Source organism: Gordonia jinghuaiqii (genome assembly GCF_014041935.1).
In the GTDB taxonomy this organism is placed as follows: domain Bacteria; phylum Actinomycetota; class Actinomycetes; order Mycobacteriales; family Mycobacteriaceae; genus Gordonia; species Gordonia jinghuaiqii.
The window spans coordinates 2,110,611-2,137,556 of record NZ_CP059491.1 but is presented as its reverse complement, the minus strand read 5'-3'; the positions used below and the strand labels follow the sequence as shown (position 1 = coordinate 2,137,556).

The 26,946-nt window shown below is 68.5% G+C and carries 25 protein-coding genes, 1 tRNA gene and 1 pseudogene; 10 read left to right on the top strand and 17 right to left on the bottom strand.

The window, feature by feature from the left end:
- Positions 1-10: 10 nt before the first annotated feature.
- Positions 11-1,525 (bottom strand): DUF7782 domain-containing protein, encoded by a 1,515-nt coding sequence (locus H1R19_RS09535; RefSeq protein WP_219851284.1) that lies wholly within the window; start codon positions 1,523-1,525, stop codon positions 11-13.
- 400 nt (positions 1,526-1,925) lie between these two features.
- Here H1R19_RS09535 and H1R19_RS09530 point away from each other — a divergent pair, with 400 nt between their 5' ends.
- The 3 genes from H1R19_RS09530 (at position 1,926) to H1R19_RS23200 (ending at position 5,212) form a co-directional block, all read left to right on the top strand.
- Positions 1,926-3,584, top strand: coding sequence for a hypothetical protein (locus H1R19_RS09530; RefSeq protein WP_244970929.1), 1,659 nt, complete (start codon positions 1,926-1,928; stop codon positions 3,582-3,584).
- A 126-nt stretch (positions 3,585-3,710) separates the two neighbouring features.
- Complete coding sequence (locus H1R19_RS09525; protein ID WP_188331792.1) at positions 3,711-4,070, top strand: histone-like nucleoid-structuring protein Lsr2; 360 nt, start codon at positions 3,711-3,713, stop codon at positions 4,068-4,070.
- A 569-nt stretch (positions 4,071-4,639) separates the two neighbouring features.
- Positions 4,640-5,212 carry a hypothetical protein gene (locus H1R19_RS23200; RefSeq protein ID WP_244970928.1) on the top strand — a complete coding sequence of 191 codons (573 nt, stop codon included), beginning with the start codon at positions 4,640-4,642 and terminating at the stop codon, positions 5,210-5,212.
- A 9-nt stretch (positions 5,213-5,221) separates the two neighbouring features.
- Here H1R19_RS23200 and H1R19_RS09515 read toward each other — a convergent pair.
- Positions 5,222-5,306 (bottom strand) — tRNA-Leu (locus H1R19_RS09515).
- Positions 5,307-5,373: 67 nt separating this feature from the next.
- On the opposite strand from H1R19_RS09515, the gene H1R19_RS09510 reads away from it, so the two are divergent.
- Both H1R19_RS09510 and H1R19_RS09505 read left to right on the top strand, forming a co-directional pair.
- Positions 5,374-5,838, top strand: coding sequence for a transcriptional regulator (locus tag H1R19_RS09510; protein WP_219851283.1), 465 nt, complete (start codon positions 5,374-5,376; stop codon positions 5,836-5,838).
- Positions 5,835-6,185, top strand: a complete 351-nt coding sequence (locus tag H1R19_RS09505) for a DUF3817 domain-containing protein (protein WP_188331791.1) — start codon at positions 5,835-5,837, stop codon at positions 6,183-6,185. The genes H1R19_RS09510 and H1R19_RS09505 overlap by 4 nt, the downstream gene beginning before the upstream one ends.
- A gap of 106 nt (positions 6,186-6,291) precedes the next feature.
- Here H1R19_RS09505 and rdgB read toward each other — a convergent pair whose 3' ends face one another.
- The 11 genes from rdgB to clpS all read right to left on the bottom strand — a co-directional run bounded on the left by rdgB (position 6,292) and on the right by clpS (position 14,232).
- Positions 6,292-6,906: an RdgB/HAM1 family non-canonical purine NTP pyrophosphatase gene (gene rdgB / locus H1R19_RS09500; RefSeq protein ID WP_219851282.1), complete on the bottom strand. Its 615-nt coding sequence runs from the start codon at positions 6,904-6,906 to the stop codon at positions 6,292-6,294.
- Entirely contained in the window at positions 6,906-7,661 is a 756-nt protein-coding gene (gene rph / locus H1R19_RS09495) for a ribonuclease PH (protein ID WP_188331789.1), read from the bottom strand. Before rph ends, rdgB begins: the two co-directional genes overlap by 1 nt.
- Before the next feature lie 72 nt (positions 7,662-7,733).
- Positions 7,734-8,498 carry a cyclic nucleotide-degrading phosphodiesterase gene (locus H1R19_RS09490; protein WP_188331788.1) on the bottom strand — a complete coding sequence of 255 codons (765 nt, stop codon included), beginning with the start codon at positions 8,496-8,498 and terminating at the stop codon, positions 7,734-7,736.
- 79 nt (positions 8,499-8,577) lie between these two features.
- A complete protein-coding gene (gene murI / locus H1R19_RS09485) occupies positions 8,578-9,390 on the bottom strand; it encodes a glutamate racemase (RefSeq protein ID WP_219851281.1) in 813 nt (270 codons plus the stop codon).
- A gap of 17 nt (positions 9,391-9,407) precedes the next feature.
- A complete protein-coding gene (locus H1R19_RS09480) occupies positions 9,408-10,040 on the bottom strand; it encodes a rhomboid family intramembrane serine protease (protein WP_188331786.1) in 633 nt (210 codons plus the stop codon).
- A gap of 73 nt (positions 10,041-10,113) precedes the next feature.
- Complete coding sequence (locus H1R19_RS09475; protein ID WP_188331785.1) at positions 10,114-11,085, bottom strand: PLP-dependent cysteine synthase family protein; 972 nt, start codon at positions 11,083-11,085, stop codon at positions 10,114-10,116.
- Positions 11,086-11,087: 2 nt separating this feature from the next.
- A complete protein-coding gene (locus H1R19_RS09470; protein WP_188331784.1) occupies positions 11,088-11,375 on the bottom strand; it encodes a MoaD/ThiS family protein in 288 nt (95 codons plus the stop codon).
- Between the two features lie 2 nt (positions 11,376-11,377).
- Positions 11,378-11,785 (bottom strand): M67 family metallopeptidase, encoded by a 408-nt coding sequence (locus H1R19_RS09465; RefSeq protein WP_188331813.1) that lies wholly within the window; start codon positions 11,783-11,785, stop codon positions 11,378-11,380.
- A 312-nt stretch (positions 11,786-12,097) separates the two neighbouring features.
- Entirely contained in the window at positions 12,098-13,198 is a 1,101-nt protein-coding gene (locus H1R19_RS09460; protein ID WP_219851280.1) for a P1 family peptidase, read from the bottom strand.
- Between the two features lie 77 nt (positions 13,199-13,275).
- Positions 13,276-13,851: an oxidative stress transcriptional regulator AosR gene (aosR, locus tag H1R19_RS09455; protein ID WP_219851279.1), complete on the bottom strand. Its 576-nt coding sequence runs from the start codon at positions 13,849-13,851 to the stop codon at positions 13,276-13,278.
- A 57-nt stretch (positions 13,852-13,908) separates the two neighbouring features.
- Positions 13,909-14,232 carry an ATP-dependent Clp protease adapter ClpS gene (gene clpS, locus H1R19_RS09450; RefSeq protein WP_188331781.1) on the bottom strand — a complete coding sequence of 108 codons (324 nt, stop codon included), beginning with the start codon at positions 14,230-14,232 and terminating at the stop codon, positions 13,909-13,911.
- A gap of 19 nt (positions 14,233-14,251) precedes the next feature.
- Between clpS and H1R19_RS09445 the strand changes: the two genes are divergently transcribed.
- From H1R19_RS09445 to glgB, 5 genes are all read left to right on the top strand, one after another.
- The gene (locus H1R19_RS09445) at positions 14,252-15,556 is read left to right on the top strand and encodes a nicotinate phosphoribosyltransferase (RefSeq protein ID WP_188331780.1); all 1,305 of its coding nucleotides are present in this window, start codon (positions 14,252-14,254) and stop codon (positions 15,554-15,556) included.
- A 44-nt stretch (positions 15,557-15,600) separates the two neighbouring features.
- A complete protein-coding gene (locus H1R19_RS09440; protein ID WP_188331779.1) occupies positions 15,601-16,209 on the top strand; it encodes an isochorismatase family protein in 609 nt (202 codons plus the stop codon).
- Positions 16,210-16,322: 113 nt separating this feature from the next.
- A complete protein-coding gene (locus H1R19_RS09435; protein ID WP_219851278.1) occupies positions 16,323-18,410 on the top strand; it encodes an ATP-dependent DNA helicase in 2,088 nt (695 codons plus the stop codon).
- A 141-nt stretch (positions 18,411-18,551) separates the two neighbouring features.
- Positions 18,552-20,552 carry a maltotransferase domain-containing protein gene (locus H1R19_RS09430; protein WP_219851277.1) on the top strand — a complete coding sequence of 667 codons (2,001 nt, stop codon included), beginning with the start codon at positions 18,552-18,554 and terminating at the stop codon, positions 20,550-20,552.
- Positions 20,553-20,559: 7 nt separating this feature from the next.
- Positions 20,560-22,785 carry a 1,4-alpha-glucan branching protein GlgB gene (gene glgB, locus H1R19_RS09425; protein ID WP_219851276.1) on the top strand — a complete coding sequence of 742 codons (2,226 nt, stop codon included), beginning with the start codon at positions 20,560-20,562 and terminating at the stop codon, positions 22,783-22,785.
- A 54-nt stretch (positions 22,786-22,839) separates the two neighbouring features.
- On the opposite strand, the gene H1R19_RS09420 is transcribed toward glgB, so the two are convergent.
- The 4 genes and pseudogenes from H1R19_RS09420 to H1R19_RS09405 all read right to left on the bottom strand — a co-directional run bounded on the left by H1R19_RS09420 (position 22,840) and on the right by H1R19_RS09405 (position 26,870).
- A complete protein-coding gene (locus tag H1R19_RS09420; RefSeq protein ID WP_219851571.1) occupies positions 22,840-23,820 on the bottom strand; it encodes a tetratricopeptide repeat protein in 981 nt (326 codons plus the stop codon).
- Positions 23,821-23,879: 59 nt separating this feature from the next.
- Positions 23,880-25,119 (bottom strand): annotated as a pseudogene (locus H1R19_RS09415) (MFS transporter).
- 92 nt (positions 25,120-25,211) lie between these two features.
- Positions 25,212-25,607, bottom strand: a complete 396-nt coding sequence (locus tag H1R19_RS09410) for a DUF3817 domain-containing protein (RefSeq protein ID WP_188331776.1) — start codon at positions 25,605-25,607, stop codon at positions 25,212-25,214.
- Between the two features lie 60 nt (positions 25,608-25,667).
- Positions 25,668-26,870 (bottom strand): acetyl-CoA C-acetyltransferase, encoded by a 1,203-nt coding sequence (locus tag H1R19_RS09405; protein ID WP_188331775.1) that lies wholly within the window; start codon positions 26,868-26,870, stop codon positions 25,668-25,670.
- Positions 26,871-26,946 lie beyond the last annotated feature (76 nt).

Genomic DNA, 26,946 nt, shown 5'->3' with positions numbered 1-26,946 from the left:
CACACCGTCCTCAGGTCGCCTCGTACAGAATCCCCCGACCGATCGCCTCGCGCACCACCGGCAGTGCCGCTTCGGCGAGAGCATCGGCGTCGACGCCGTGGAATCCCGCGAGCAGCTCGATCAGCGCACCGAGAGGTACCTGGCCCCGACAGCCGGCGAGCAGAGCCCGCGACACCTCGTCGACGCCGAGCACGGCGCCCGGGCCGCCGGGGCGTCGAACCGCCGCCGACACCTGTTGCCACCCGTCCTCCCCGGGAAGCGAATGCTCCTCGAGCATGACCGGCGCGATCGACAGCCGCCTGTCCAGCAGCTCCGGGTCAGAGGTCTCGCGGAGGTAGCGTCGACGCGCCAGGAACGCTTGCGCCTCATACCCGGTCACCTCCTCGCCCGCGCCGGTGATCTCCTCGATGACGACGTCGGCTTCGCGCTGCTCGCCCGCCTGCGGTGCCCGGACGGTGATCGAGCCCATCCCGATCGCGATGATGTCCTCGGCGTCGAACCAGGCGAGCCACTCCGCGCCACGCCGCGCGGCCGCCTCCTCGTCTTCGCCCGCATCCGACAGCCACAACGACACGTAGCTGATCGGGTCGGCCGCCTCCCGCTGGACGACCCACGCGTCGAGGCCGGTGCCGTCGAGCCAGCCGCGGACCCGCTCCTGCCAGTCCTGCCCGTCGCGGATGATCCAGTTGGCCAGGATCTGGGCGGTCCCGCCGGGATTGAGATGGGCCGGCAGTTCCCGGACGAGCTGTTCGCACAGACCGTCGCCGACGACGCCGGAGTCCCGATAGATGTAGTCCTGGCTGCCTGTGCCGACGACGAACGGCGGGTTGGACACGATGAGGTCGAAGCGTTCTCCGGCGACGGGATCGAACATGCTGCCCGCCCGCAGATCCCACGACATGCCGTTCAATCGTGCGGTGACCCGCGCCAGTGCGAGGGCACGTTCGTTGGTGTCGGTGGCCACGATCTCCTCGCAGTGCGCGTCGAGGTGCAGCGCCTGTATCCCGCAGCCTGTTCCGATGTCGAGGACACGTCCGACCGGTTCCCGGATGACCGCGCGCGCCAGGGACATCGACGCGCCGCCGATGCCGAGGACGTGGTCGTGCGCGACGGGACCGAACCGCATGGCGGCGTCCTGGTCGGCGACGACGAGGTAGTCGCGCGTGTCGTCGGCGTGCGGACGGATGTCGAGGTTCGCGCGTAATCGCCCGTCGTCGACCCGCATCAGCACTCCGTGCGTGACGAGTGAGTCCGCGCCGACCGATGGGAATGCCTGCGCCACTGCATCTTCGGTCTCGTCGGTGCCCAGCAGGAACAACCTGATGACGGTTGCCAGCCGCCGGGAATCACCGGATGCGGCCGCGGTGACGGACAGTGCGGGCCACCAGACACCGCGGCTCAGCGCGCCATGGACGTCCTCGCCGAGGAGTTCGGTCACCCCGTCCGAGGTGTAGCCCGCCGAGCGGAGGTCCACGCCCAGGGCATCGACGACGGCCTCGTCGCCGAGTGGGTACGGGCCGCTCACGGAAGGTTCCGATCCGGCTGGCGGGTCGTGGTGAGTCGTCCCTGCGGCGCAGTCATCCTGCTGAGGCTACCGACCGCCGGCGGGGCACCGACTCGTCGACCCTCACCCGGTGAGCATTGCGCGACACGCTCCGCATCGCGTCCTGCCCGGCGGCGGTGAGTTCGTCCGGGGCGGGACCCGCCGCGCACTCTGTGCTTCCGTCGACTAACTTTCTGATTCTCGGACTGTTGTGGCCACGCGAATGCGCCGGCCGGTGCCGGGTTCGTGTGGCGGACGACGATCAGGTAGAGGGTGCATGGGTTCAGGTCGGGGTACATCGTCACGGCGCGCGCGACCGCGACTTCGGCGGGGCGTCCTGCGCGGGACCGCGGTACTCACCCTCGCCGCGCTTCTCACCAGCGTGTCCACGTCCCATGGATCGGCGACCGTGATCGGCCGGAGCGTTCCGGTGCACGCCACACCGGTCCACGAGCTCACTCCGACGATCGATCCGGACACCGAGACCTACACCGAACGCATCGAACGGGTGGAAAAGCTGACCCGCCCCGTGCTGCGCACACCCGAATCCACTCGCGACGCCGAAACAAGGTGCGCCAGCGGCGACTTCATCACCCTGTCGGTCGTCTACGACTCGATCTTCGAGGGGGTGTACGACGTCCTGCCGCCCGCGCTCCGGCGACCGGCCCTCGACGCGAAGGCCGTCGCACACCGGGACATGCAGCGCCTGCACATCTCCACGCTGGCCATCACCGAGAATCCACTCGCACAGGGCGCGGACGTCGACGACCCGATCGTGAAGCACCGCAACCCGATCTCGCAGCTGATCGTCACCGACCTGCTCAAGATCCGCGACGGCCGCGACGCCGAGGCGATCCCGCTCGGCAACATCACCGTCGTCCAGGCCGTGGAGACGGTGTGGCTCTACCTGTTCGCCACGGTGCTCGTCCCCGCCAAGTCCCTGATCGGCACCGCACCGGACCTCGGTAGCCCGTTCGACGACACGAGGGCAGACTTCCTGGCCCCGTACCTGACCTACAACTGGCTGCTCTCGGCATTCATTCTCACCTCGGATTTCGGGCTGCGGAACCTCTACCAACGGACCATCGTCTCGCTGCTCAACCAGTGTGTCGCGAGGGTCACCGACGAACAGAAGGCGTTGGCGGGCAAGCCGAGCGACTCCGTGCGTTTCGACATCCCGATTTCGCCGATGGTGCGCGAGCTCTCCCGCCACATCGCCCTGGCCGACACCGAGACCTGCACGCCCATCGCCCGACTCACCCTCGGGCGGGTGCTCGCCTATGTCTCCGAGCAGGCCCAGCTCAACGCTCCTCGCGACGCCGCGAGGATTCGCGCCGAGACGAGCCGGATTCTCCGGATCATGCGTGGTATCCGCATCCACCACAACCTGATCCCGCTCGACCCCGCCGAACAGCGATCGGTCGGCGAACTGAGCGCATCGTTGTTCGGTTCGCTGATCCCCATCTTCGGCGGCGCCCCGCTCGACATCCTCCTCGGCATCGGACACAACATCGGCCACGGCCAGGATCCCTGGGAGACCGTCTCCCTGGACGAGCTCACGGTCAGCAAGCCGATCACCGCCGCCCACCATGCCTACCGACTCGGTCTGCACTTCATCTCCCTCGTCGGCAACATGCTGGAGCCGCGCATCCTCGGCGACAGTCCTCTACGCCCCACCCGGCTTCTGGTCACCGCGCTCGGCCTGCCGATGACCTACGGCTTGGTCACCGCGCACAACGTCCTTCGCACGGTGTGTCTGCGCGTCGACGACGCCTCCGGGACCGGGCTCGGTGCGGAAGTTCATCGCCGGGCGTCCGGCCCGGTCACCACGAAATCCGTCCCGCCGAATTCCGACCCGCCTGAATCCACCTCATCGCGATTCACCCCTCCCCGATCAACTCCACGGCGTTCAACTCCACAGGGTTCAACTCCACAAGGTTCAACTCCACAAGGCTCAATATCAGAAGGGTCGACTCCACAACGATCCCGGGTCACCTCGAGTCCGGCGCCGAAACAATCAACTGTGCCGTTTCCTCGGTGATCTGTCGCACTTCCGGTCGGAGTTGACGGTTTTTCCCGAGTCCGACTATCGAAGACATACGACTCCAGGACTTCTCGAAACGCCGAGGTCCATGATTCCTGCCGGTTGATCGACTACGGTGATGACGTGTCGAAAATCCAGACAGTGACAGTCGTCGACGATCTCGATGGCCGCGAACTCGATCCCCAAGACGCACAGACGGTTTCGTGGTCATGGCTCGGGGTCGACTACGAAATCGATGTGTCCACCGCCAATCTCGAGAAGATCGAGCAGGGCAAGGTGACGGTCGCCAAACTCATCAAGGCATCCACTCGCGTCGGCGGGCGACGACGCTCTGCGTCTCGGAGTAAGGCGGGCGCTTCGGGTTCAACCGATGCGAACGTCAATGCCGCCATTCGAGAATGGGCAGCCGACAATGGATATGAGGTCTCAGCACGGGGCCGCATTCCGAACGACATTGTTGAGGCTTACAACTCCGCTCACTGACCCCGACGCCTGTTTCTCTATCAGGCCCTATCCACTACCGACAATCCGCGGGTACAGCGTTGGCTGTGCCCGCGGATTTCTGTTATCAGCTTTCCTGTTATCAGCCTGTCTGTCATCAGCGGCCGATCGCGTCGTCCGGGGCTTCGAGGTTGCCGTGCACCCGCTTTCGGGTGTCCCCCAGTGCCCGCGTGCTCCGATCCGCCAGGAGAACTCAGCTGACCCTCCAACGTCCACGGTCAGCACATTCCCGAAAGCGCTGCGGCGGTTGCGTTTTCCTCAGGCGGACTCCCCTGGTGCCGCACCCGGAACGACGAGCAGAAGCAGGACCCCGCGGCTGTGGTCGGCCTCCTGCGCGTCCCGGACAGCTCCTGTCTCGGGAGCGGTGAACGGCGATCCGCGCACGGATGCAGCGCGTCGCGGATCAGGTTTTCAGAAAAAGAGGTCTCGGATTGGTTGCCGTTCACGATGTCAATGCACGACTTCGGTAAGATCACGCTGACCATTGGTCTTGATGACACTCCGCTGGGCGCGTCACGATGCCACGCCCTCGACCGGATTGGACACACGCGATGAGCACTGCCGAGAACGACCGGACCGCCGTCGACGCGGAGACGGGCGAGGTGGCCGACACCACGGCCGCCGAGACCCCCGTGGGCACCGTCGAGACCACTCCAGAGGCCCCTGGCAGCGAGGCCCCCGACAGCGTCGAGACCAGCGACAAGGACGAGTCCATCGACGTCGAGGCCATCGACGACGAGGCCACCGACGGCGAGGCCACCGACGGCGAAAGTCCGATCGAGGACGCGGCCGTGGAGACCGACAGCTCGACCGAGGACGTGACCCCGGATGATGTCGACGCCCCGGCCGAGGACGAGCCCGCCGCCGACGCCGCCACAGATGCCGAGACCGCCGATGAGGAGACTGTCTGCGTCGCCGCCCGTGTCCGGGTGACCCTCGACGACGGTTCCACGCGTGAGGGCGAGATCGTCGACGACTTCGCCGACCTGGCGCCGGGCGACACCACGGTCGAGGCCCGCATCGACGCCGAGCACACCGCTCGCCTCCGCCGCTGGGCGATCTCCACCGACGATCACGACATCGTTTTCGCCGACGACGACGCCGTCGAGCTCATCTCGGTCTGACGTCGTCCCTGGTGCGCGAGGGGGGACTTGAACCCCCACGTCCGTAGACACTGGAACCTAAATCCAGCGCGTCTGCCAATTCCGCCACTCGCGCGAGTGCGTGACGGCGACCACCCTACCGGCCGCGTTCTGATCATCGCAGGCCAGGTACCTTCGTAGGTATGTCCTCTACCAGTCGCCGCACTCACCGGCCTGCGCTCGTGGTGCTGACCGTGATCGCCGCGGTGGCCTGCCTGGCGCTGGCGTGGTGGCAATGGTCGCGTTACGAGTCAGCCGCCGGCTCCGGCCAGAACCTCGGCTACGCACTGCAGTGGCCCGCGTTCGCGGCCGCCGTGATCTACGCGTACCGCCGCTTCGTCATCCTCGAGAACAATCCCGAGGAGGCACGCTCGGTCGCCCCGGGAACCCCGGTCGAGATCCCCGAGGGCATCCTCCCCGAACGTCCGTCGACGCCGAGTGCGGCATCGCTGAGCGCCTCCGACCCGGCCAATGACGCCGCCCTCGTCGAGTACAACCGTTACCTCGCCGAACTCAGGGCCACCGATCCCGGACCCACCGAGCCCAGACCCACCGAGCCCAGACCGGCCGACGCACAACACGCACCCTCATCGAAAGGCCCGCAGTGACCGAGACCGAATCCAGCACCCCCGCCCTCACCGCCCCGGCGGAGAAGGTTCGAAGTGCGCTGTTGCGGTATCGCGTCCTCGCCTGGATCACCGGCGTGTGGTTGTTGCTGCTGGTCGTCGAGCTGGTGCTCACGTACGGGTTCGACAACCATGCTCTCGACTTCGTCCCGTTCGTCCACGGGTGGGTCTACTTCCTCTACCTGATCATGGCGATCGACCTGGCCATCAAGGTTCGTTGGAGCGCATCGAAGACGATCATCACCGCGATCGCCGGCACCATCCCGTTCCTGTCCTTCTGGTTCGAGCACAAGCGCACCCAGGAAGTGAAGGCGCAGTTCAACTTCTGATCAGGGCGCTCGTGTCCGATCATCCCGACGACGGCCGGAACACAAGCGAACCCGCCACCCCTCTCAAGGTGGCGGGTCCGTCGAACCGCTGTGATGGCCGGGGTGGTCAGTCTGCGAGCGCACGCAGCGCGGGAACGAGCTGTGCCAACGCTTTTCCGCGATGGCTCAACGCATCCTTCTCCGCCGGAGTGAGTTCCGCCGAGGACCTGCCCGCAGCGAGATCGTCGTCGGGCGCGAACAGCGGGTCGTAACCGAAACCGTGCGGTCCGCGTTCCTCACGCAGGACACGCCCGCGCCACTCGCCGCGCACCACCGTCTCGGTGCCGTCCGGCGTCACGAGGGCGCACGCCGACACGAAAGCCGCACCGCGCCGGTCGTCGGGGGTGTCCGACAACTGCGCCAGCAGCAGTGCGTTGTTGGCGGCGTCGTCCCCGTGACTCCCCGACCACCGCGCCGACAGTACGCCGGGCATACCGTTCAGGGCGTCCACGGCGATACCGGAATCATCTGCGAGACAGACCAATCCGGTGGCACGCGCACCCGAACGCGCCTTGATCAGCGCATTCTCCTCGAAGGTCGCACCGGTCTCGGGTTCCTCCGGGAACTCCGGCACGGCGTCGAGCCCGATGACCTCGACGCCGGTGATCCCCGCGGCGTCGACGACACGCTGCAACTCGGCGAGCTTCTTGCGATTCCGGCTCGCGAGGAGAACCTTCGACATCAGGCTCTGCCGGGCAGGTCGCCGGGATACGGTTCGGTCAGCACGGCGCTCTGTGCCTCGAAGAGCTGGGCGGTGCCGATCGCGGCGACGTCGAGGAGCGCGTCGAGCGTCGACCGTGCGAAGGTCGCACCCTCGCCGGTGCCCTGCACCTCGACGAGCGTCCCGGCGTCGGTGGCGACGACGTTCATGTCCACCTCGGCGCGCGAGTCCTCCTCGTAGGGCAGGTCCAGACGCACCCGGCCGTCGACCACGCCGACGCTCACAGCCGCGATGGCACACGAGAGCGGTTGCGGGTCAGACAGTTTGCCTGCCGCACGCAGATAGGTGACCGCGTCGGCGAGCGCGACATAGGCGCCGGTGATGGCCGCGGTGCGGGTGCCGCCGTCGGCCTGCAACACGTCGCAGTCGAGGGCGATGGTGTTCTCACCGAGCGCCCCGAGATCGATGCACGCGCGCAGCGACCGGCCGACGAGGCGACTGATCTCGTGCGTGCGTCCGCCGACCCGGCCTTTCACCGACTCGCGCGACGACCGGTCGTGCGTGGCGGCCGGCAGCATGGCGTACTCGGCGGTGAGCCATCCCAGTCCGGATCCGCGACGCCACGGCGGTACGCCGTCAGTGACACTCGCGGTGCACATCACCCGGGTCTTGCCGAACTCCACCAGTACCGAACCCGCGGGATGACTGGTGAAGCCACGGGTGAATGAGATGGGACGCAGTTCGTCGTCTGCTCTGCCGTCAGCTCGTGTGGTCACGGGTCTCACTGTAACGACCGGGCACAGCCAGTCGGCACCGGCGTCGCCGGGCCCCAACGGGCCGACACCGGCCTACGTCAGGTCGAAGACCTGACCCTGACGCACCAGATCGATGGGACCGTTGAACGTGCTCCGCGCCTCGGCGAGGATCTCCGCCGAATCCGACCATGGCGCGACATGGGTGAGCGCAAGCGCCCGCACGTTGGCCTTCGTCGCGGCCTCGCCCGCCTCGATCCCCGACATGTGCAGGTCCGGCGGCCGCTCCGACGGCGCGTGCGTCCAGGACGCCTCACACAGGAAGAGGTCGGCGTCGGCGGCGAGATCGATGAGCTCGTCGCACGGTGCCGTGTCCCCGCTGTAGACGATGACCTGCCCCTGCGGACCGGTGATGCGCAGACCGAACGTGGCGGGCGGGTGATTGACGTTCATCGCCTTGATCGTCATGCCGCCCAGCGTCACCTCCTGATCGTCGGTCCACTCGTGGACGTCGAAGGTGTCGGTGATGTCGTCGACCTCCCCGGGGAATTCCGACGACCCGTAGCCGATGCGCATCGCGGTGCCGGGCGGGCCGTAGAGCGGTGCGCGCTCGGCGGCGGGCACGGGCGCGTACCGACGCCAGACGAGCATCGCGGGAAGATCGAGACAGTGATCGGCGTGGAGGTGACTCAGTACGACGGCGACACCGTTGGGATCGGCGACGCGCTGCAACTCGCCGAATACCCCCGGGCCGCAATCCACCAGGACGGGTTGTTCGCCCGGGACGGAGAGCAGATAACCGGAGCATGCCGCCCCCGGCCCGCCCACACTGCCCGAACACCCGAGGACCGTGAGACGCATAGGCCCTACTGTGCCACGACTTCACGCGTCGCCGTCGGCATACGGGTCACAACTGCACGGCGATGGAGCCACGCATGGTTCACAGGTGCTGCACCGATTTGACGGTGGGCCCGAGGAACCTGGTCGACAGCTTCGCGAACATCTCCGGATCGCCGGTCGCCTGGAAGATCCGGCTCGCCTCGCGGTCGGTGTGCGGGTGCAGCAGGTCGGCCTCGGTGAGGACGCGGTAGAGGTCCTTGGCCGTCTCCTCCGCGCTCGACACGAGTGTCACCTCCTCGCCCATCGCGAGTTGGATCACCCCCGACAGCAACGGGTAATGCGTGCACCCGAGGACGACGGTGTCCACCGCCGCCTGCTGCAGCGGCGCGAGGTACCCCTCAGCCAGACCGAGGATCTGCCGTCCACTGGTGATGCCACGCTCCACGAAGTCGACGAACCGCGGGCACGGCACGGCGGTGATGACCGCGTCCCGGGCTGCGGCGAACGAATCCTGGTATGCGCGTGAGGAAATGGTCGCCTCGGTGCCGAGCACGCCGATCCGCCCGGTCTTGGTCGCCACCACCGCTCGCCGGACGGCGGGCAGCACCACCTCGACGACCGGGATCGGTGCATAGCGTTCGCGGGCGTCGCGCAGGCAGGCGGCCGACGCGGTGTTGCAGGCGATGACGATCGCCTTGACCCCACGCTCGGCGAGGTCGTCGCCGATGGCCAACGCATGCTTGCGGATCTCCGGAATGGTCAGTGGCCCATAGGGACCGTTCGCGGTGTCGCCGATGTAGACGATGTCCTCGTCCGGCAGGAGATCGATGATGGCGCGGGCGACGGTCAGCCCGCCGACGCCGGAGTCGAAGATCCCGATGGGGCCGGCAGGATCGAAGCCTCGTCCGGACATGCCGCGGGGTGCGGTGGTTATGACGACACCCCCGGAGTCGCGACATCACGCTTGGTCCGGCGATCCCGCGCGGCGAGCAGCCACGCCGCGAGCACGCCGGCGATCGCGCCGAACAGATGCGCCTGCCAGGAGACGAGCGGATCCGAGGGCAGCACGCCCCACAGGATCGAACCGTAGATCAGGAAGAGTACGACGCCGCCGAGGATCTGCCACAGGTCGCGGTTGAACAGGCCCCGCACGATCAGGAAGGTCAGCCAGCCGAAGATGATGCCCGACGCGCCGACGGTCGGCGAGTACGGTGCCGCGAACAACCAGACGCCCGCACCGGACACCAGCCAGACGATCGCGGTGACGATGAGGAACCGCCGGGTCATCAGGACGAGGAAACACAGCACGGCGCCGGGCATCAGATTGGCGATGAGGTGTTGCCAGTCGGCGTGCAGCATCGGCGCCCACAGGATGCCGTCGAGCCCGTCGACGTCGCGGGCGACGATGCCGTTCTGGTCGAGGTCGTATCGGGTCGCGGCGTCGATCAGTTCGATCACGAAGAGCGCCGCGACGATGCCGACGGTGATGATCAGCGACCGCAGCCACAACGGGCGCGATCGCCGGGCGGGCTCCTGCCCGATCGGGGTGGTGTACGACGTCATGGCCTGCGGTCCTCGGATTCGACTCTGTGGTGGTGGCGGGCCCCGGTCGAGGTGATCTCGCCCGACGTCACCCTCACGCCCAGAGCTGACCTTCGAGGGCCTGCTCTGCGTCGTCAAGACTACCTTCGTAGGCTCCGGTCGACAGATACTTCCACCCCGCGTCGGGCACCACGAAGCCGATGTCGGCGCGCGTACCGGCCTTCATCGCTCGCTTGCCGATCCCCCGGGCGGCCTGCAGGATCGCGCCGGTGGAGATACCCGCGAAGATCCCCTCGAGGTCGATCAGCTCGCGGACGCGTGCCACCGCGTCGGCGCCGGTCACCGAGAAGCGCCGGGTCAGGACCGAGTCGTCGTAGAGCTCCGGGATGAAGCCCTCGTCGATGTTGCGCAGGCCGTACACCTCGTCGCCGTAGCGCGGTTCGGCGGCGACGATCTCGATCTCGGGAATGCGTTCGCGCAGAAAACGTCCGACGCCCATCAGGGTTCCGGTGGTGCCGAGTCCGGCGACGAAGTGGGTGATCTCGGGCAGATCGGCGTACAGCTCCGGCCCGGTGCCCTCGTAGTGCGCGGCGACGTTGGCGGCGTTGCCGTATTGGTAGAGCATCACCCAGTCCGGATTCTCGGCGGCGAGTTTCTTGGCCATCGCGACCGCGGTGTTCGAGCCACCGGCCGCCGGCGAGGAGATCACCTGTGCGCCGAACATCCGCAGCAGCGAACGGCGCTCCTCCGAGGTGTTCTCCGGCATCACGCAGATGAGTTGGTAGCCTTTGAGTTTCGCGGCCATGGCGAGAGAGATGCCGGTGTTGCCGCTGGTCGGTTCAAGAATCGTCGAACCCTCGCCCAGCAGACCGTCGCGTTCGGCCTGCTCGATCATGCGCAGCGCGGGCCGGTCCTTGATGGAGCCGGTCGGGTTGCGGTCCTCGAGCTTGGCCCACAGCCTGACATGGGGGCCGTCGGCGGTGTCGTCCCATCGCGGGGACAGTCGCTGCAGACCGATCAGCGGGGTGTTGCCGACCGAATCGATCAGAGAATCGTAGCGCGCCACGCTCAGCAGCCGCCGGCGACCGCGGGCAGGATGGTCACCTCGTCGCCGTCGTCGATGGAGGTGTCGAGGCCGCCGGAGAAACGCACGTCCTCGTCATTGACGTAGATGTTGACGAAGCGGTGCAGCTTGGCGGCGCCGCCCTCGTCGGCGACGAGACGCTCCTTGAGGCCGGGGTTCCCCGACTCGAGATCGTCGATCAGCGCGGCGAGCGTCGACCCGGCACCCTCGACGCGCTTCGCGCCTCCGGTGTGGGTCCGCAGGATCGTGGGGATGGACACGGTGACGGACATTGTCAACTCCTGATCTCGATCTCTTCTTCGGTGACCGTACCGTCGACGATGCGATAGCTACGGATCTCGGGGGTCTCGGGGTCCCGGGTGGACACCAGCACGTAGTGGGCGTTGGGCTCGCCGGCGTAGGAGATGTCGGTGCGGCTCGGGTAGGCCTCGGTCGCGGTGTGCGAGTGATAGATCACCACCGGTTCCTCGTCCCGGCGATCCATCTCGCGCCAGACGGCGAGGTGTTCGGCGGAGTCGAACCGGTAGAAGGTGGGCGACCGCTCCGCGTTGATCATCGCGATGAAGCGTTGCGGGTCGTCGGTACCCTCAGGACCCGCGATGACACCGCACGCCTCGTCGGGGTGGTCGGCGCGGGCGTGCGCGACCATCTTCTCGACGAGATGCTGATCGATTCTGAGCATCGGTGTCCCGTTCTCCTCACTACTCGGGGTGCCATCGTCCTCGGGTGCCATCGTCTTGGGTGCCATCGTCCGTCTTGGGTGCCATTGTCAACGGGACTCTCCGACGCGACCGCGAGGTGTTCCTCGCCGCCCTCTTCGCCCGTGACTCCCTATTCGCCCGTGACTCCTCTTCGCCCGTGACTCTCTGAGAACCGGCAACGCGGCGTCGGCGACAGCTATTCCGTCAGCCGGTGTGATCGATCTCGCCGGCGGGCACGCCCGGTCCCACCCCTCACCGAGCAGCACCGGTGACACGTCGCCGAAGCGGCGTCGTCAGACCAGAGCCGACGGCGCCGCCTCGGCGTAGGTGGGTATGGCGGCAACCGACTCGGCCGCGAGCACCGCATCGACGATGGCCCGCTGTACGACATCGGCGGCGACGCGGCACACCTCGGCGACCACCGCCACGTCGTGATGCATCCCTGCCGGGGTCGGCACCGCCTCCTCCGGCGACACCTCACAGGTCGCGACGGCGAAGATCGTGTCGCCGTCGAGCGGCGAGTGCGCCGGGCGGATCGCCCTGCCCAGTCCGTCGTGGCCGGCCATCGCGACGCGCTTGGTCATCGCGGCGTCGAGCACCGCGTCGGTGGCGACCACACCGATCGTCGTGTTGAGGACGGTGTGCTTGGCCTCCAGATCCGCCAGGTGTGCGATGTCGGCGGAACCGGGGCGCCGCAACCCGAGGCCGGCCAGATCGGCCTCACCGCAGTCCCACGGCAGTCCGGTCTGCGGATCGATGACCGCGCCGACCGGGTTGGCGACGATCAGCGCCCCGACGGTCACCCCGGCCGCAGGACCCGCCTCGATCGTCGTCGACGCCGTGCCCACGCCGCCCTTGAGCGCGCCCGCCCGCGCACCGGCGCCTGCGCCCACACACCCGACAGCGAAGTCGGGCCGGGCCGCGCGCACCGCGTCCGCGCCGAAGTCGGCGTCGGGGCGTCGGTCCCACGCGCCGACCGGCAGATCGAAGATCACCGCGGCGGGCACGATCGGAACCACGTGGCCGCGGTCGTCGAGTGGCAGTCCGACGCCCTCGTCCTCGAGTGCGCGCATCACCCCGTCTGCTGCCGCGAGGCCGTAGGCGCTGCCTCCGCTGAGCACGAACGCGTGGGCGGTCTGCACCGTGTTCGACGGGTCGAGCAGATCCGTCTCACGTGTTCCCGGGCCTCCGCCCCGCACGTCGACCGCGGCCACCGCGCCCGGCGCCGACACCCGGATCACCGTCGTGCCGGTTGCCCAGCCGTGCCCATCCGGCGCATCCGGCGACCCGGCCACCCTGGCGTCGGCGTCGATGCGATGGTCGTGTCCGACGGTGATCCCGGCGATGTCGGTGATGCGGTCGCCCACTCGGGCCGGTCGTCCGTAGGTACTCACGGCACGCCTGCTCTCCTCGAAGTTCTTGCCGGAGATCCGCGAGCGAAGCCGACAAAGCTCTCGAAGTGAACTCTAGGTCACATCAGGGCCTCGACGAGGAGATCCTGCATCACCGTCAGCCAGTGGTACACGTCGAGATGCGCCGCATGCGGGTGGTCCCTCGGCAGTTGATCGGGGGTGTCCTCGGAGATACCGAGCATCGCTCCGAGCGCGAGACGCACGTCGTTGAGGGCGGTGAGCCATGCCGTCGCCTGCTCCGGGGTCAGTGCGAAGTCGCCGCCGCCCGCGGGCAGGGTGTCGAGCAGGACTTGTGCCGCTGCGAGTTTCGCGTCGATGATCTTCGGCTCGTGCACACTGCGCAACGCCGAGTTCAGATCGCCGTTGACCACTTCCGCCGAGAGTTCCTCGTCCTGATCGGGGCGGTGGAAATCCGGGAGCAGGCGTCCGAGGGTGGCGTCATCGGGAGCCCGCGTGTGTCCGACACGGATGCCCGTCAGTGCGGCGAGCGCGTCCTCCGGCGCGGTCTCCGCGCGCTCGGTGAGCAGCTCGCACATCGACGAGACCATCGACGACAGCAGTTCGGCCTCGTGGGCGTCGAGCTGGGATGCGATGCGCATCGACTCGCCGCGGCCCTTGCGTTTCCAGGTGCGCACGCCTTCAGTGTCCTCCGACCGCTGTGAGGCGCCGCGGCCCGGCCGTGACCCGACCGGTCATGAATCGCGCTGCATGGTGGCCCACAGGCCGGCCGCATGTAATTTGCGGACGTCGTCCTCCACCTTTTCTCGGTCGCCGCTGGAGACCACGGCCTTGCCCTCGGTGTGAACCTGCATCATCAATTCGTTCGCCCGGGACTCCGAGTAACCGAAGATCTTCTGGAACACGAAGGTCACATACCGCATCAGGTTGACGGGGTCATCCCATACGACGGTCATCCAGGGCTTGTCGAGTCCCGCCGCGCCGTCGGCCACCGCGGGTTCGGCAACCGCCGTACCGCCGGGGGTAGCCTCGTGCGCACGAGTTTCGTCAGGCGCCATGAGAACAGGGTAAGCGATAGTGAGCATCGACAACACCGCGCTGTTGACCGATCAGTATGAGCTGACCATGGTCGCAGCGGCCCTCGGACATCCGGTTGCCCACCGGCAGTGCGTGTTCGAGGTGTTCGCCCGTCGCCTCCCGGATGGTCGACGCTACGGCGTCGTCGCCGGCACGGGCCGGGTTCTCACCGAACTCGCCGAGTTCCGATTCGGCGACGAGGAGATCGCGGTGGTGGAGAAATTCCTCGACCCCGACACCGTCGCCTGGCTGCGGGACTACCGGTTCTCCGGGGACATCGACGGTTACCGCGAAGGTGAGCTCTACTTCCCCGGTTCGCCCATCCTGACCGTGCGCGCGAGCTTCGCCGAGGCGGTGCTGCTCGAGACGCTCATCCTGTCGATCCTCAATCACGACAGCGCGATCGCATCGGCCGCGGCACGCATGGTCAGTGCCGCGGGCACGCGACCGATCATCGAGATGGGATCGCGACGCACCCACGAGCGGGCCGCCGTCGCGAGCGCGCGCGCCGCCTACATCGCCGGTGTCGCCGCGACGTCGAATCTCGAGGCCGCCCGACGGTTCGGCGTACCCAGCGCCGGCACCTCCGCCCACGCCTTCACCCTCGGGTTCACCGGGGCCGACGGCCCCGACGAGAAGGCGGCTTTCGCGGCGCAGATCAAGGCGCTCGGTGTGGGCACCACACTGCTGGTCGACACCTACGACATCACCCGGGGCGTCCGCAACGCCATCGAGGTGGCCGGCCCCGAACTCGGCGCCGTGCGCATCGACTCCGGCGACCTCGGCGTGCTGGCCCGTCAGGTGCGCATGCAACTCGACGACCTCGGCGCCACGAAGACCCAGATCGTGGTCTCCGGCGACCTCGACGAGTATGCGATCGCCTCGCTGCGCGCCGAACCGGTCGACACCTACGGCGTCGGGACCGCACTGGTCACCGGCAGCGGTGCGCCGACGGCGGGTATGGTCTACAAGCTCGTCGAGGTCGACGGCCTGCCGGTGGCCAAGCGCTCGAGCCACAAGGAGTCACGCGGAGGCGCCAAGGCCGCGGTGCGCGCCGCCCGCGCGAGTGGCACGATCGTCGAGGAGATCATCTATCGGGCAGGCGCGCCACGGCCGACCGCCGACGGCCTCGGACTGCGGGATCTGCAGATACCGCTGGTCCGTGCCGGCGAACGGGTCGCCTCGTTGCCGGGGCTGGCCGATGCACGTGCCCACCTCGCGGCCGGACTGGTCAGTCTGCCGTGGGAGGGTCTGGGCCTGTCCCACGGCGAACCGGCAGTCCCCACCCGCTACGAGCTCGGCTGAGGACACCGCTCCGCCCGACCACCACCGACCGCCAGGAGGATGCGATGAGCAGCGAACGCACAGACGGCACCAAACCCGCCGACGCGTTGATCGTCGTCGACGTCCAGAACGACTTCTGCGAGGGCGGTTCGCTCGCGGTCAACGGCGGCGCCGCGGTGGCCCGCGCGATCACGAAGATCCTCGAGGAGTACCGGACGATCGTCGCCACGCGCGACCATCACATCGATCCCGGCGATCATTTCTCCGACGATCCCGACTACGTCGACACCTGGCCGCCGCATTGCCGCGTCGGCACCGACGGGGTCGCGTTCCATCCCGAATTCGATTCGGCCGCAGCGCACGAGATCTTCTCCAAGGGCGAGTACAGCGCGGCGTACTCGGGCTTCGAGGGCACCACCGAGGACGGCACGACCCTCGAACAGTGGCTGCGTGACCACAAGATCTCCACCATCGACATCGCCGGTCTGACCGCCGATCACTGCGTCCGGGCCACCGCACTCGACGCCGTGGCCGCCGGTTTCACCACCCGGGTGTTGCTCAACTTCACCGCGGGGGTGGCCGAGGAGACCACCGCCGAGGCGCTGTCCGTCCTGCGGGAGGCGGGGGTCGAACTCGTGGGTGATCTGCTCTACGACGGCTCGTACGGCACCTGAGGACCCCGACGACACGCCCGCCCGGCATCCGGGGGAACCCGCAGGCGCCGTGATCCGTCTGATCTCCACGGACCCCGTATCCCCACCCACCGAAAGCCCGGAACACACATCACATGCCCACGACACCCCCGGTGACCGAACTACTCGACGCCGCGGTCACCGCACTCGGCGGTCGACGCCGCGACGGCCAGGTCGCGATGGCCTCGGCCGTCGCACACGCCATCGACACCGGTGAACACCTCGCCGTCCAGGCCGGCACCGGCACCGGCAAGTCCCTGGCATACCTCGTCCCGGCGATCCGGCATGCCGTGGAGAGCGGCCGGACCGTCGTCGTGTCGACCGCGACGATCGCTCTGCAACGGCAGCTCATCGAACGCGATCTGCCCAGGCTGGCCAAGGCGCTCAAGAAGCCGATCGGCCGCGAGCCCACCTTCGCGATCCTGAAGGGACGCGGAAACTACCTGTGCCTCAACAAGATCCATTCGGGAGCAGCCGACGAGCCCGACACCGAACTGTTCGACGCGTTCGAGTTGTCCCGTACCGGCCGCGAGGTCACGCGCCTGCGCGAGTGGAGCAGTGACACCGAGACCGGCGATCGCGACGACCTGACCCCCGGCGTGTCCGACCGGTCGTGGCGCCAGGTGAGCGTGACGGCACGCGAATGTCTCGGCGCGGCCAACTGTTCCTACGGGGAGGACTGCTTCGCCGAGCAGTCACGCCGCAAGTCGGGCAAGGTCGACGTCGTCGTCACCAACCATGCGTTGCTCGCGATCAACGCCACCAGCCCGGCCAACGTGCTGCCCGAACACGACGTGGTCATCATCGACGAGGCCCACGAACTGGTCGACCGGATGACCTCGGTCGCCACCGACGAGCTGTCGGCGGTCTCCGTGGCGCTCGTCGCCCGCCGCTGCGGCAAACTCGTCGACGAGGAGACCGCCGACGCGCTCCTCGGGGCCGGTGAGCAGTTGGGCGACCTCCTCGAGAACGCTCCGACCCGACAGTGGACGGGCCTGCCCGCCGATGCGATTGCCGTGCTGTCGATGCTGCGGGACCGGTTGTGGCAGACGCGAACCGCCATCGGACCGGCGCGCGTGGCCGGTTCCGACGACGGCGCGGCGGCGTCCCGGTCGGCGGCGCTGACCTCCCTCGAAGACATGCACGACACCGTCGTCCGGGTGCTCGGCGCCTTCGACGAACCCGATGAGGCCAAACGCCGCGACGTGGTGTGGGCATCCCTGGACACCTCACGGCGCGGCGTCGAACCGCGGCCGGTCCTGCACATCGCGCCGCTGTCGGTCGGCGGTCTGCTCCGCGCATCGTTGTTCGCCGACTCCACGGTCGTCCTCACCTCCGCGACCCTGACCATCGGCGGCTCCTTCGACGCCCTCGCCGCGACATGGGGCCTGCCGGCCTCCGGCCGCGGCACCGACCGACCGGTCGCCGACGAACCCGCCCAGGCACCCACCGGCGACGTCACCGCGAACGGTAAGGCGGTGCCGTCGGATTCGGGTACGGCCCGCTGGACCGGACTCGACGCAGGCTCGCCCTTCGACTATCCGCGCTCGGCGATCCTCTATGTCGCCCGGCACCTCCCCCGCCCGGACCGGTCCGGCACCCCGACGCAGACGCTGGACGAGATCGCCGCTCTCGTCGACGCCGCCGGCGGGCGCACCCTCGGCCTGTTCTCCTCGATGCGAGGGGCGCGCGAGGCCGCCGAAGCCCTCCGCGAACGCACCGACCATCCGGTCCTCTGTCAGGGCGACGACACCACGTCGACACTGGTCCGGCGTTTCGCCGAAGATCCGGAGACCTGCCTGTTCGGCACGCTGTCGCTGTGGCAGGGCGTCGACGTCCCCGGCCCCTCCCTGAGTCTGGTCCTCATCGACCGCATCCCGTTCCCCCGGCCCGACGACCCCCTCCTCACCGCTCGCCAGCGGGCGATCGACGCCCGGGGCGGCAACGGGTTCCTGTCGGTGGCGGCCAACCATGCCGCCCTGCTCCTCGCGCAGGGCGCGGGCCGACTGCTGCGCTCGGTCGACGATCGCGGTGTCGTCGCGGTGCTCGACTCGCGGCTCGTGACCGCCGGTTACGGCGGCTACCTGATGGCGTCGCTGCCGCCGATGTGGCGCACGACCGACCCGGCGGTGGTCCGCTCGGCCCTGTCCCGCCTGAACGCCACGCCGCGTCCGGTGGGCTGACCTCGTGACCGGCACACCACCCGTGTCACGACAAGACAATCCCGTGCACGGGGCACTAGGTTGGGTAGCGGTGATACCAACGACGGTGAGACCGACAGCGCACCCAGCCCAGTCGCGGGAGCTGACGACAGGAGGCTTCAAGTGATCGGGCGCATGGGCATCGACGACATCGCACCCCTGGTCGCAGGCGGGCAGCAGCCCGCCAAAGCCGTTGTCGGAGAGCTTCTCCCGGTGAGCACAACGGCCTGGCGAGAGGGCCACGACGCCATCGGGGTCACGCTGCACATCGAGACCCCGCGCCGGGACGTCCTCGACATCCGCATGTCCCCCGCCCCCGAGCCGGACACCTTCAACGCGGCGTTCGTGCCCGACGCGGTCGGCTTCTGGTCGTATCGCATCGAGGCCTGGGGCGATCCGTACTCCACGTGGCGTTCGGCGGTCACCAAGAAGCTCGACGCCGGTCAGGGCGCCGCCGACCTGGAGAACGACCTCGAGAGCGGCGCCCGGGTGCTGACCGCAGCCGCCGAGCTCGTCGCCGACGAGAACCGTGAGCTGCTCCTCGACGCCGCCCGCCTGCTCCGCGCCCGTCGCCGCCGCGTCGAGAACCGGGTCGGGCTCGCGATCTCGACGGAGGTCGCCGAACTGCTCGACGCCCATCCGGTCCGCGAACTGGTCACCAAGAGCCGCACCTATCGCGTGTGGGTGGACCGCACACGTGCCCTGTTCGGTTCGTGGTACGAGCTCTTCCCCCGATCGACCGGCGGCTGGGACGGCGAGGGCAATCCCGTCCACGGGACGTTCCTCACCGCCACGCAGGACCTGCCGCGGATCGCCGACATGGGCTTCGACGTCGTCTACCTGCCACCGATCCATCCGATCGGCGAGATCAACCGCAAGGGCCCGGACAACTCGCTGGTCGCCGGACCCGACGACGTCGGCTCGCCATGGGCCATCGGATCCAAGGACGGCGGCCACGACGCGATCCATCCGCAGCTCGGCACCGAGGAGGACTTCGAGTACTTCGTCGGCCGGGCCGCCGAACTCGGACTCGAGGTCGCCCTCGACCTCGCGCTGCAGTGCGCGCCCGACCACCCGTGGGCCACCGAGCATCCCGAGTGGTTCACGATCCAGCCCGACGGGACCATCGCCTACGCCGAGAATCCCCCGAAGAAGTACCAGGACATCTACCCGCTCAACTTCGACAACGACCGCAACGGCATCTACCGCGGCGTCCTGAAGGTCGTGCTGCACTGGGTGAACCTGGGCGTCAACATCTTCCGCGTCGACAACCCCCACACCAAACCGCCGAACTTCTGGGAATGGCTGATCACCGAGGTCAAGAAGCGGCACCCGGACGTACTCTTCCTGTCCGAGTCGTTCACGCGACCGGCCCGCCTCTACGGTCTCGCCCGCCTCGGGTTCACCCAGTCCTACACCTACTTCACGTGGAAGACGCTGAAGTGGGAGCTCGAGCAGTTCGGGCGCGAGCTGGCCGAGCACGCCGACGAGGCGCGGCCCAACCTCTTCGTGAACACCCCCGACATCCTGCACGCGAGCCTCCAGCACGGCGGTCCGGGGATGTTCGCGCTACGCGCGGCGTTGGCCGCGACCCTCGCGCCCACCTGGGGCGTCTACAGCGGCTACGAACTCTACGAACATGTCGCGGTCGCCGAGGGCAGTGAGGAGTACCTGCACTCGGAGAAGTACGAGCTGCGGCCCCGCGATTACAAGGCGGCCGCGAGCCGCGGCGAGTCGCTCGAACCGTGGATCACCTCGCTCAACGAGATCCGGCGTCGTCACCCGGCGCTGCAGCAGTTGCGCAACATCCACTTCCACCACGTCGACAACCCGTCGCTCATCGCCTATTCCAAGATCGACCCGGTGTCGGGTGACCGCGTCATCGTGGTGATCAACCTGAACCCGTTCGCCGCAGAGGACTCCACGGTCTGGCTCGACCTGCCCAAGCTCGGCTTCGAGTGGTACGACCACTTCACCGTCCGCGACGAGGTGTCCGGTGAGGAGTACTGGTGGGGTCAGGACAACTACGTCCGCCTCGAACCGTGGCGGGCCGTCGCGCACATCCTCGCGTTGCCACCGCTCGACCCAGCCGCCGCCGAGCGGCTCGCCTACCGGATCCAGTGAGGTACCCGTGACCGATCCCACCGATCCCGCACACCTGCCCGATCCCGCTGCCACCGAGCACGACCTGCGCCGCCTGGAGGCGCAGACGCACCCCGACCCGCACGCGTTCCTCGGCGCCCACGATGCCCCGGGCGGAACCACCATCCTGCGCACGCTCCGCCCGGATGCGATCTCGGTCTCGGCGGTGATCGGTGGTGTCGATCACCCGATGAGCCGCCAGACCGACGACCTGTGGGTGGTCACGGTCCCGTTCGCGGACCTGATGGACTACCGCTACCGCGTCACCTACCCCGCTGCCGACTCTTCCGGCGGCACGTCGGAATTCGTGGTCGCCGACGGCTACCGCTTCCTGCCGAGCCTCGGCGACATCGACATCCATCTGTTCAGCGAAGGCCGCCACGAGTCGTTGTGGACGGTGCTCGGCGCCCGCGTGGTCTCCTACACCACCGCCGACGGCGAGGTCCACGGCACCGCCTTCTCGGTGTGGGCGCCGAATGCGCACGGCGTCACCGTGATCGGGGACTTCGACAACTGGTCCGGGCGGATGGCCCCGATGCGCCGGATCGGCGCGAGCGGCGTGTGGGAGGTCTTCCTGCCCGACGTCGGGGACGGCACCCACTACAAGTTCCGGGTGCACGGCGCCGACGGCGTCATCCGGGACAAGGCCGATCCGATGGCGTACCGGACCACCCCGCCGCCGGCGACCGCGTCGATGGTCACCTCCTCGCAGTACATCTGGTCCGACGACGCCTGGATCGCCCGTCGCGAGGCCTGGGCGCCCGAGCGGGAACCGATGAGTGTCTACGAGGTCCACCTGGCGTCGTGGCGGCAGGGCCTGGGATACCGCGAGCTCGCTCACGAACTCGCCGACTACGTCGTCGAGAAGGGCTTCACCCACGTCGAGTTCCTGCCCGTCGCCGAACATCCCTTCGGCGGTTCGTGGGGCTATCAGGTCACGTCCTACTACGCCCCGACGGCCCGCTTCGGGACACCCGACGACTTCCGCTATCTGATCGACCACCTGCACTCGCGCGACATCGCCGTTCTCGTCGACTGGGTGCCTGCCCATTTCCCCAAGGACGAGTGGGCCCTGGCACGCTTCGACGGCACACCGCTCTACGAGCACGCCGACCCGATGCGCGGCGAGCAACTCGACTGGGGCACATACATCTTCGACTTCGGACGACACGAGGTCCGCAACTTCCTGGTCGCCAACGCGCTGTTCTGGTTCAGCGAGTTCCACATCGACGGGCTCCGGGTCGACGCCGTGGCGTCGATGCTCTACCTGGACTACTCACGTCCCGATGGACAGTGGCTGCCCAACATCCACGGCGGCCGGGAGAACCTCGAGGCGGTGCAGTTCCTCCAGGAGACCAATGCCACGGTGCACAAGCACTTCCCGGGTGTCATCACCGTCGCCGAGGAATCCACCGCCTGGCCCGGCGTCACCCGGATGACCGATCTCGGCGGCCTGGGTTTCAGTTTCAAATGGAACATGGGCTGGATGCACGACACCCTCGACTACCTCTCGCGCGACCAGGTGCACCGCAGCTTCCACCACCACGAGATCACCTTCTCGCTGATGTACGCGTGGAGCGAGAACTTCGTGCTGCCCCTCTCCCACGACGAGGTGGTCCACGGCAAGGGCACGCTGTGGACGCGGATGCCCGGGGACTCCTTCACCAAGGCGGCGGGGGTGCGGCTGTACCTGGCGTACATGTGGTCGCATCCGGGCAAGCAGCTGCTGTTCATGGGCCAGGAGTTCGGACAGACCGGCGAGTGGGCCGACAACCGCAGCCTGGACTGGCAGCAGCTGCAGGGGTGGGAGGGTGAGCTGCACTCCGGGATCTCCGCACTGGTCACCGACCTCAACCGGATCTCGCGGTCGCGCCCCGCGCTGTACAGCCAGGACACCGATCCGCTCGGCTATGAGTGGATCGACGCCAATGACACGGCCAACAACGTGATCAGCTTCCTGCGGTTCGGCATCGACGGCTCTGTCGTCGCGTGTCTGTTCAACTTCTCCGGCTCCGACCGCGTCGACTACCGGGTCGGACTCCCCTTCGACGGTGTCTGGGAGGAGATCCTCAACACCGACGCCGACGCCTACAGCGGCGCGGGTAAGGGGAACATGGGCGCGGTCACCGCCGACGGGGCGTCGTACCACGGGCGTCCGGCCTCTGCCCGGCTGATGATCCCGGCCAACTCCGCCATCTGGCTCGCGCCGCGGTGACCGACACACCCACCTCGTCAGGTGGGTGTGCGGTCAGTCAAAGGACGCCAGCCGTCAGTAGAGGGCGCTGGCCAGCTTGCGGCGAGCCGTCACGACGAACGGCTCCGCGGGGTCGAACAGCTCGAACAACTCGAGCAGCCGGGTGCGAGCCCGAGTGCGTTCTTCACCGTGGGTCACCCGCACGACATCGATGATGCGCTCGAACGCGGCTTCGGGCTGCTGCGACAGCAGCAACACGTCGGCCGCGGCCAGCTGCGCATCGACGTCGCGCCGCGAGGCCGTGTCGACGATCGCCGGATCGTGGGCCTGCGCGCGCAGGATGAACTCGAGGTTCCGGGCGGCCGAGGCCGCCTCGATGTTCTCCGGTTCGGCCTCGGCGATGGCCCGGTAGTCGGCGAGCGCACCGTCGAAATCGCCGTCGTTGAGCTTGTCCTCCGCCGCCAGCATCCGCGGATCCGCGGCCTCGGGCTCGGGTGCCGCTCCGGCCGGCGCACCGGGCAGGGCGTCGCCGACCTGGGCGAAGATCTCGTCGAGCCACGTGGTGATCTCGGCCTCGGAACGCACACCGTTGAACGCGGTGACCGGCTGACCCTGGACGATCGCGACGACCATCGGGATCGACTGCGCCCGGAAAGCCTGCGCGATGCGCGGATTCGCGTCGACGTCGACCTTTGCGAGGACCCAGCGCCCACCCGATTCGGCGGCGAGACGTTCCAGGACCGGCGAGAGCTGCTTGCAGGGCCCGCACCACTCCGCCCACAGGTCGACGACCACGAGCTGCTGCATCGACCGATTCAGGACATCGGCTTCGAAGGTTTCCTCGGTGACGTCGAGAACGGCCGCGCCCGGGCTCGCCGGGGGCTGGTTTCCCTGTGCAGGCGGAGTCGAGTGGGCCTGCCCTGCGGGAGGTTGCGCTCCCGGGGTTTGGGCTCCTGAGGCTTGTGCCGCTTGCGCCCGGGCCCGCTGGGCCTGTGCGCGCTCGGCCTCGGCACGTTCCTTGAAGCCTCCGAGATCGACCGCGCCGGTCATGGCCATGGCGGCTGCAGCCTGCTGACGAGCCGCCGCGGCGGCCTGCTGACGATTGTTTGGTCGCGTCACCCCTCTAGTGTGGCACGCCCCCCCCGGCCCGCGATCATGGTGCGTGGGGCCGGTGTCGGCCGGGCGGACCACGCCGGCGAATCCGACGGCCAGCGCCAGCGCCGCCACGGCGGCGAGCAGTCCGGTGTTCAGAGATGTTCGGCTGCTGACGAATCCGACGACCGCGGGTCCGGCCAGCATTCCCAGGTAGCCACAGCCCACCACCGCCGAGATGGTTCGGCCACTCGCGTTCCCAGAAAGATCGCCCCCAGAACGATTGCCCACAGAACGATTGCCCACAGAAGGATTGCCCACAGACAAATTGCCCGCGGCGGTGAAGATCTGCGGGATGAGCCCGGCCAGGCCGAGTCCGAAAACGGCCCATCCCGCGATCGCGATGGCCGGAACCGGCGCGAGTACCGCGACCACGATCCCGATTGTTCCGACGAGCGCGCCGTAGCGGAGGACGGCAACCGGGCCGACGTATGCGACGACCGGGTCGATGACGAATCGGGCGACGGTCATCGTCGCGCTGAAGGCGCCGAAGGCGATGGCACCGGTGGCCTCGGCTGTCCCGAAGGTCTCGACCACGTGCAGTGCACTCCAGTCGTAGGCGGTGCCCTCGGCAAGCATCAGGGCGAAGGCGACGACGGCCAGCAGTACCAGCCGCCGGCGGTCGACCCCGTCCCACCATCGGGTGGGGGCAGCAGACCCCGTGGCTGCGGCGCGCTGGTCCGTCTTCGCACCGCCGGTGGTCCCGTCCGTGCCGCTGTCCGCACCGGCGAGAGAGCCGGCGGCCAGCGAGACCACCACGACGCCGGCGACGGCCGCGCACGCGACGGTCGGCACCACCCCGACGTCGGCCCACAGGGTTGCGGCGACCACGCCCGATCCCACGAGGCTGCCCGCGGAGAAGAACCCGTGGAACGACGACATGATCGGGCGTCCGTAGGCCCGCTCGACCGAGACCGCCTGGGCGTTCATCGACACGTCCAGGCAGCCGTTGGCGAAACCGAACGCCGCCAGTGCAGCGGCCAGGCTCATCGAGTCGACGGCGAGCACCGGTGTGACGATCACCGCCGACAGCAGCAGCGCGGCGCCGATGGTCACCGGGCGGGAACCCCACCGGTCGATCAGGCGGCCACAGATCTGCATACCGACGAACGCCGAGGCGCCCAGGAGCAGCAACAACCCGCCGAGTTCGTCATGCCCGACGCCGGTCCGCGCACTGATGACCGGGATGTGGGCCACCCACATGGCGGCGAGGAACCCGTTGAGGGCGAAGACAGACGCGACGCTGCGCCGTGAACGGCGCAGCGTCGTCGAGATCTGTCGTGCGGGCGAGGCGATCAGGCGGTCGCCTGGCGGGCCGGTGCTGCCGTGGAAAGCTCGGCGAGGTAGCCGTTACGACGCGCCCACCACTCGAACACGATGGTGCCGAACGGCGGGACACTCGAGGCGAGCGCCAGCAAGGTCACGATCGGCACGCCGATCCGGCGCGAACCGACCGACAGCTCCCACGTCACCGCGTTCCACTTGAGCTGGAACGCGGTGACGAGGGCGACGATCACGAAGAGCACGAACACCGCGCCGTGGGTGGCGCCGGGCATCGCGATGGCCTCGGGATCGTCGTTGACGCGCTTGAGGACCATCCCCACCAGCAGCCAGGCCCAGGTGATCGCTTCCGCGACGGCGACGAGGCGAAAGCGTTTGGCGGGGGTCCGGAGGTCGAAGAAAGACAGCATGGTCCCCATTGTGCCCAATCGTTCGGTGAACTACGACAAAGTGTCGTAGACGTCTCGTTGTCAGGCCTTCGGCACGCGGATGATGAGCGCGTCGCCCTGGCCGCCGGCACCACAGAGTGCGGCCGCACCGGTACCGCCGCCACGACGCTTCAGCTCCAGCGCGAGGTGCAGGGCGATGCGGGCGCCCGAGGTCCCGATCGGGTGGCCGACAGCGATCGCGCCGCCGTTGACGTTGACGACGCCGGGATCGATGCCCAGCTGCTTGGTCGACGACAGACCCACGGCGGCGAAGGCCTCGTTGATCTCGACGAGGTCCAGGTCTGCGGGGGCGATACCCTCGCGGTCACATGCCTTGACGATGGCGTTGGCCGGCTGCGCCTGCAGGGTCGAGTCCGGTCCTGCGACGACGCCGTGAGCGCCGATCTCGGCCAACCACTCCACGCCCAGTTCCTCGGCCTTGGCCTTGCTCATCACCACGACGGCGGCCGCACCGTCGGAGATCTGCGAGGAGTTGCCAGCGGTGATCGTGCCGTCCTTGCGGAACGCCGGACGCAGCCCCGACAGCGACTCCGTGGTGGTGTTCGCGCGGATGCCCTCGTCCTCGGTGAACTGGATGGGATCGCCCTTGCGCTGCGGGATCGACACCGGCACGACCTCGTCGTCGAACACGCCGTTCTTCCAGGCCGCGGCCGCGCGCTGGTGACTCTGCGCGGCGAACTCGTCCTGCTGTTCCCGGGTGAACCCGTCGGCGTCGTTGCCCTGCTCGGTCAGCGCCCCCATCGGCTGATCGGTGAAGGCATCGTGCAGGCCGTCGAAGGCGAGGTGGTCGATGAGCTCGGTGTTGCCGTACTTGAAGCCGCTGCGGCTGCCCGCCAGAAGGTGCGGCGCCTGGGTCATCGACTCCTGGCCACCGGCCACGACGCAGTCGAACTCCCCCGCGCGGATGAGCTGATCGGCGAGCGCGATGGCGTCGATGCCCGACAGGCACATCTTGTTGATCGTCAGGGTGGGGACGTCCCAGCCGATGCCGGCCTTGACGGCGGCCTGGCGTGCGGGCATCTGCCCGGCGCCCGCGGTCAGAACCTGCCCCATGATCACGTACTCGACCGCGGAGGCCGGCACCCCGGACTTCTCGAGCGCGCCCTTGATGGCCACCGCCCCCAGATCGACGCCGCTGAAGTCCTTCAGCGAGCCCATCAGGCGACCGAACGGCGTGCGTGCGCCCGCGACGATGACGGTGGTGTTGGCAGGGGTCGAGGACATGGAACGAACCTCCGGGGGCTGTTGTGAGAGGGGGCTACCGAGCGCCTGCTCTGTGCGCTTTACACCTCAACGCTAC